Source organism: Kribbella albertanoniae, from assembly GCF_004348455.1.
Lineage (GTDB): Bacteria > Actinomycetota > Actinomycetes > Propionibacteriales > Kribbellaceae > Kribbella > Kribbella albertanoniae.
On sequence record NZ_SMKA01000400.1, the window covers coordinates 1 to 5,902 of the forward strand.

General features: G+C 65.8%; 6 protein-coding genes and 2 rRNA genes. 4 read left to right on the forward strand and 4 right to left on the reverse strand.

The genetic code is table 11. The features are described from left to right. From E1261_RS45700 to E1261_RS42640, 3 genes are all read left to right on the forward strand, one after another. The coding region (locus E1261_RS45700) for a hypothetical protein (protein WP_165952845.1) at positions 1-194 on the forward strand (194 nt) is incomplete at its 5' end. Between the two features lie 49 nt (positions 195-243). After that, positions 244-1,227 carry a phosphotransferase enzyme family protein gene (locus tag E1261_RS42635; protein ID WP_132415693.1) on the forward strand — a complete coding sequence of 328 codons (984 nt, stop codon included), beginning with the start codon at positions 244-246 and terminating at the stop codon, positions 1,225-1,227. A gap of 185 nt (positions 1,228-1,412) precedes the next feature. Next, on the forward strand, positions 1,413-2,378 hold the full coding sequence (locus E1261_RS42640) for a catalase family protein (RefSeq protein ID WP_238176796.1): 966 nt from the start codon (positions 1,413-1,415) through the stop codon (positions 2,376-2,378). On the opposite strand, the gene E1261_RS42645 is transcribed toward E1261_RS42640, so the two are convergent. Then, entirely contained in the window at positions 2,375-3,187 is an 813-nt protein-coding gene (locus E1261_RS42645) for an alpha/beta hydrolase (protein ID WP_132415695.1), read from the reverse strand. The two genes, E1261_RS42640 and E1261_RS42645, sit on opposite strands and share 4 nt — an antisense overlap. Positions 3,188-3,308: 121 nt before the next feature. Between E1261_RS42645 and E1261_RS42650 the strand changes: the two genes are divergently transcribed. Continuing rightward, positions 3,309-4,262: a helix-turn-helix domain-containing protein gene (locus tag E1261_RS42650; protein ID WP_132415697.1), complete on the forward strand. Its 954-nt coding sequence runs from the start codon at positions 3,309-3,311 to the stop codon at positions 4,260-4,262. Between the two features lie 26 nt (positions 4,263-4,288). Here the strand turns inward: E1261_RS42650 and E1261_RS42655 are convergent, their stop codons facing one another. The 3 genes from E1261_RS42655 to E1261_RS42665 form a co-directional block, all read right to left on the reverse strand. Continuing rightward, positions 4,289-5,335 carry an LLM class flavin-dependent oxidoreductase gene (locus E1261_RS42655; RefSeq protein ID WP_202875451.1) on the reverse strand — a complete coding sequence of 349 codons (1,047 nt, stop codon included), beginning with the start codon at positions 5,333-5,335 and terminating at the stop codon, positions 4,289-4,291. Between the two features lie 159 nt (positions 5,336-5,494). Further along, positions 5,495-5,612: ribosomal RNA gene (gene rrf, locus E1261_RS42660) — 5S ribosomal RNA — on the reverse strand. A 166-nt stretch (positions 5,613-5,778) separates the two neighbouring features. Further along, positions 5,779-5,902, reverse strand: a 23S ribosomal RNA gene (locus E1261_RS42665); the annotation flags it as partial.

Below are 5,902 nucleotides of genomic sequence, written 5' to 3' on the forward strand. Positions count from 1 at the left end.
ACCATCATGACGTCGTCTGCTCGGCTGGGCTCTGCAAGGATTTCTCCGGGGTCGGCGTGATGCTCTGGGCCGACCCGGCCACCAACCACGAGGAACTGGTTGCCGCGCTCGGCCAGGAGGTCGGCGTACCGGTTCAGTTCGAGCGGTACGTCGATCGCGACCCCACTCCCTGGACCTCCAGGCCCACTGCCTGAAGGGGCAAATCGTTCGCTGCGAATGAATCGCCGGAGCTACGCTCCTTGGATGGCTGAGCTCGAATCAAAGCGTTCGCAGGTGGCGCGTATTCGCCGTACGGCGGTGCGGGCGCTGGCGGACTATGCGATTGACGAGCCGCGGCTGACGTTCATCGCGCATGGCGAGAACACGACATTTCGCGTCGACTCCCCCGGCGGGCGGTACCTGCTGCGTGTGCACCGGCCGAACCGGCACGGACCGGGTGTCGACTCACGGGATGCGGTCGGTTCGGAGCTGGAGTGGTTGGCCGCGCTGCAGGCGGACACCGACCTCGACGTACCAACGCCGATCCGCAATCGCACCGGCCAATGGACAACCGTCGCCGATGACCTGGTCTGCTCAGTCCTGGGCTGGCAAGACGGTCGCATGCAGGCGAATCATCCGCACCCCGTGCACTTCCGGCGACTCGGCGGCGTACTCGCTCGTCTGCACAGCCACACCGCAGCATGGACCCCACCCGCCAAGCTCGTCCGCATGCGCTGGGACTGGGAGACCTTCTTCGGCAACACCATGGAGTACGGCGGGGTGTCCGCGGCCGACTGCTGGGATCTCCTGCCGCCGCCGGTGCGCGCCCAGTTCGACGAGATCGCCCGCCGGATGCGCACCACGATGGCGGACCTCGGCACGGCCTCCGACACCTTCGGCCTCATCCACGCCGACCTCCACCTGGAGAACGCGCTCTTCCACGGCGACGCCGTCCACATCATCGACTTCGACGATTGCGGCTTCGGCTACTGGCTCTACGACATCGCCGTCCCCCTCTGGGACAACCGCTACCGCGACGAGTTCCCCGCCCTGCGCACAGCCCTCCTCGAAGGCTACGGCGAACACCGCGAGCTCCCCGACCTCTCCCACCTCGACAACTTCATCGCCACCCGAGACGTTGCCTTCGGCCTCTGGTTCGCCGGCATGGCCCAGATCAACCCCGCCTTCGCCGCCGACCTCGACAAAACCATGAACTACATCAACCGCTCCCTCAACAAACTGCTCTAACCAGCCCGGACCTGCGCCACTGATCAAGTGGTTCTGGTGGCGTCCAAGCAGTGGCTGCTGAGCGTGGCGGTGTGGGTGTTGGGGAGGTTGGTCAGTGGGGGCGGTCCGCGACACCTCTGCGCCCCTGCCCGGAGTCGGTGCGACCGGGGCCCATGATGGGGGGACCGGCGTGGAAGGTTGGGAGCATGACAGAGGTTGGGCCTAGTACTGGGTGGCGCGAGGTTGTCGGGGCAGATGAGGAGGAGCGGCACCGGCGGCAGGCGGATGGGTTCGTGGCGATGCAGGTGCGCAAGTCCGGGAAGTACGGGGTCGGCCGCGCGTTGCATCGGCGGCAGGTAGCTGCGTTGCGGGCGCGGGTGGACGTGCTTGACGGGCTGCCGGAGTACGCGCGCCAGGGGCTGTTCGCCGGGCCGGGGTCGTTCGAGGCGTGGCTGCGGGTCTCCAACGGCGGGTTCAACGTGGCGGCGGACAAGACGCCGGACGTTCGTGGCTTCTCGATCAAGATCCTGGGGGTGAGTGGGCAGGGAGCGCTCGGTGGGGAGGCGAAGAGTCAGGACTTTGCACTGATCAACCATGAGCACTTCAGCTCCGCGACGAGTGAGGACTTCAGTGGGGTCGTTCTCACCACTGGCAGTACGCCGGGTGGTGCGATCCGCCGGCTGATCGGCTCCCCGTCGTTGGTGCCGAAGGTGCGTGAGGTCGTCACGGCGATCCGGACACCGTTCACCGGCTTTGCCACGCAGGACTTCTTCAGCGCCGCACCCGTTGCCTTCGGCCCGTACGCCGTTCGCGTGCGGATCGCGGCTGCGTCCGATCAGGTGGATCCGGCGGCCCCGCAGGACTGGGGTGCTGACCTCTTCCGTCGACTGGCGGTCGCGCCGCTCGGCTACGAACTGCAGGTCCAGTTCTTCCAGGACGAGGCGAGCACGCCGATCGAGGATGCCTCCGCGACCTGGACGTCGCCGTACCTGACCGTGGCCAGGCTCACCGTCCCGCAGCAGGAGCCGGACGAGGAGTTCGCCAAGACCGTCGAGGCGGCACGGTTCGATCCGTGGAATGCGCTGGTGGAGCATCGACCACTCGGCGAGGTGATGCGAGCCCGCAAGGTCGCGTACTACGCGAGCCAGCAGGCCCGATCCGCCAAGCCCTAACCTTCGATCGGGTCGGTCACCGCGTGGCTCAGGGCCCAGTCGAGGACCTCGTCGGCGATCTGTTCCCATCCCGCCTGGGCCGGGAGCATGTGCGCGTAGCCGTCGTACAGCTTCACCTCGGTGACGGTGTTCGACTTGTAGTGCTTGGCATTGGAGCGCTGCACCTCCGGCGGCATGATGTGGTCCTCGGAGCCGGAGACGAACAGCAGCGGCGCCCGCTGGTCGTTGTGGTAGTCGACCCAGGTGTCCTGATGTCCGGGCTGGAAGTTCGCCAGCACGCTGCCCCAGAGGATGCCGCCGTTCGCCGGGATGGCGTAACGCTCGTACAGAGCGCGAGATTCGTCGTCGGTGAAGGTGTTGGTGAAGGCGTACTTCCACTCCTCGAACGACAGCGGTACCACCTTGTGCCGGTTGGCAGGGCTCTTCAGTACCGGCAGGGTCGACTTCACCTGCGACAGCGGTACGACGCGGACGCCCTCGGTCGGCGCGGAGTTCATCGCGACCCCGACCGCACCGAAGCCGTGGTCGAGCAGGATCTGCGTGAACGCGCCACCGGCGGAGTGCCCGATGATGATCGGCGGGGTTTCCAGTTCGCGGATCACTGCTTCCAAGTGGGCGATGATCTGCGGAACGGTGACCTTCAGGATGGGCGTCGGGTCGGCGTTGAGCGCCTCGACCTCGACCTCGAACCCCGGGTAGCCAGGAGCGAGCACGGTGAAGCCACGCTGCTCGTAGTGCTTGATCCAGTTCTCCCAGCTGCGGGGAGTCACCCAGAAGCCGTGGACGAAGACGATGGTGTCAGGTGCCATGCCCGAGAACATAGTTGTCCGAGATCGGGCGGCAGTAGGATGTGCGTGCACGGTTCTGGGCTACCAGTGCACAGATTCCACGCCGTGCCGGGGCGGAAGATCCAGGACCGGGGGCGGTTGGATGGCTGTGTTGCTCGAGACGGCCACGCTGCCGAAGCAGGACCGGGCCGAGGCCTTCTATGCGGCCATGATGTCGGCCAGTGTGCCCTCGCGCGTCGAACATGAGGACCGGTACGGCGATGTCCACGCCCGGATGGACTTCTGGCGGCTCGGTGCGCCGGACCTCTTCCGCAACGAGGGATCAGGCATCCGACTGGTCCGTACGCCGAAGCACGTCCGGATCGGGGCTCCCGAGCGACTCGCGCTCGCCGTACAGGTGATCGGAACCGGACTGTTCAGCCAGGGTGGCACGGACCAGCGCGTCCAGACCGGTGAGCTGATGCTCGTCGACCTGACCGCTCCCTACGATTTCGCCTGGAGCGGGCAAGGGGCATCCCAGGCCTTCCAGATCGACTACGCCGACCTCGGCCTGAGCGTTGAGGTGGTCCGCCAAGCTGCCCGGCGACTGCAGAGCAGTCCGCTGTACGAATTGGTCCTCCACCAGCTCACCATGCTGCCGACTGTCAGCGACTCGCTCCACGGCACGCCTGCAGCCGACGCGCTGGGAGCTGCCACCACGCAGCTCGTCCGTGCACTGCTGTTGTCGGCTGAGGGCGAAGGTCAGCGGCACTCCACGATGGCGGACGTGCTGTTCACTCGGATCCTTTGGTACGCCCGCCGGCACGTGGCTGATCCGAGTCTCAGTCCGGCCGGCATCGCCGCGGAACACAACATCTCGCTGAGGTACCTGTACAAGTTGTTCGCCCAGCACCAGCTCAGCCTCGAGCAATGGCTCATCGGCGAGCGCCTCGACGGTGCGCGCAGACAACTCGCGTCACTCGAAAGCCAGCACCGATCCGTCGCATCGGTCGCCGCGCAGTGGGGCTTCCTCGATCCCGGCCACTTCGCCCGGCGCTTCCGCAGAGCGTACGGGATGACGCCCCAAGAATGGCGTCGCCTGCAGGAGCATCAGTAATTCGGCTGGGGCCGCGTGCAGTTCGTTCAGGTGGTGAGCTTGACGAGGGCGGCGAGCTCTCGGGGTGGGTCGACTACCGGCTGGATGACAAGTTCGTCGACGCCGGCTGCCTCGAGGAGGGCGAGGCGGCGGCGGAGGCTGTCTCGGGTGCCGACCAGGGCGAGTTTGTCGACCAGTGACGGGAGGACCAGGTCCCTGTCTGCCGGGTCGATGCGGTTTAGGTAGTTGGGGTAGAGGCGTCGATAGCGGTCCGGGGCGGTGCCGGTGGTGGCACGCCGGTCTAGGAAACGCTGTACTGCCTCGCGTTCTTCGGGGCCGAGTAGCTCAGCGAAGGAGGGTTTGTCGGCGGCGAAGACCAGGAAGGAGAGAACGGTGTGGCCGGTCGCGTCCCGTACGGCGTCGCCGTACGGGTCCTCGCTCTGGCCGAGCGTGTGCAACGAGGTGATCAGATAAGAGGCGCCGTCGACGGGGATGCTCGCAGCTTGCGCCGCGTCTTGCCGAGCACCGCGGAATGCGTGCCAGGTCTCGGGGTTCGGGATCGCGAAAGACATGAGGCCGGTGCCGCGACGGCCGGCGATGGCGGCCGCCTTCAGGCCTTGCGCGGCGACCACGAATTCGATGGGCTCGGTGGCGTGCTGCTGTGGATCGGCGTGCAGGAACTGGACGTCGCGGACCTGCTCGCCCTCACGGTAGCTGATCGAGTGGCCGGCGGTCAGATCTTGCAGTGAGGCGGTGAAGGTCTCGAGCTCGGCCGCTTTGGTCGGCGGCATTCCCAGGGTGCGGCGGGCCGAGTTTCCGGTGCCGACGCCGCAGATGATTCGGCCTGGTGCCAGCGCGTTGAGGCTGGCGAACGCACTCGCGGTCGCTGGTATCGACCGTAAGGCCGGTGAAGTCACACCGACGCCGAGTTTGATGCGGCTGGTGGCCTTCGCGCACAACGCCAGCGCTGTGAACGGATCGCCGTGGACCATGGGGGTGTCGTAAACCCAGAAGCTGCTCAAGCCCAGCTCTTCAGCCTGTACGGCGAGGTTCTCCACACCGGGGCTTGCCGCGACTATGACGCCTGTACGCAAGGTGCCTCCTGACCGGGTGCCGGCGGAGGTAGCGTATCGCTGGAAATTAGCGCTGGCCTGCGGGTTGCCTGTTCGGGCGGCAGGATGTGCGCACCCGTGAAAATGCCTGTAAATATGTTAAGGGCCACCCCTAGTGGGGTGGCCCTTAACAGTGTGAATGTCCGGCGGCGTCCTACTCTCCCACGACCTCCCGGTCGCAGTACCATCGGCGCTGAAGGGCTTAACTTCCAGGTTCGGAATGGAGACTGGGTGTTTCCCCGACGCTATGACCACCGAAACTCTATCAAAATATCAACAACCAACCCTGCAAGTCACAACCCCAGTTGGTGCTTGGTTGGGGTTGGTGCTGGGGGTCCTGTTCATATTCTGGGAACCGTACAGTGAACGCGAACATCGTTACTAGCGCAGCGGCTTTCGTCATCGCTCACCACGAAGGGTAAGTGTGTGACAAGCCCTCGGCCTATTAGTACCAGTCAGCTCCACACCTTGCGGTGCTTCCACTTCTGGCCTATCAACCCAGTGGTCTACTGGGGGCCTTACCCGGTTAACCCGGTGGGAGACCTCATC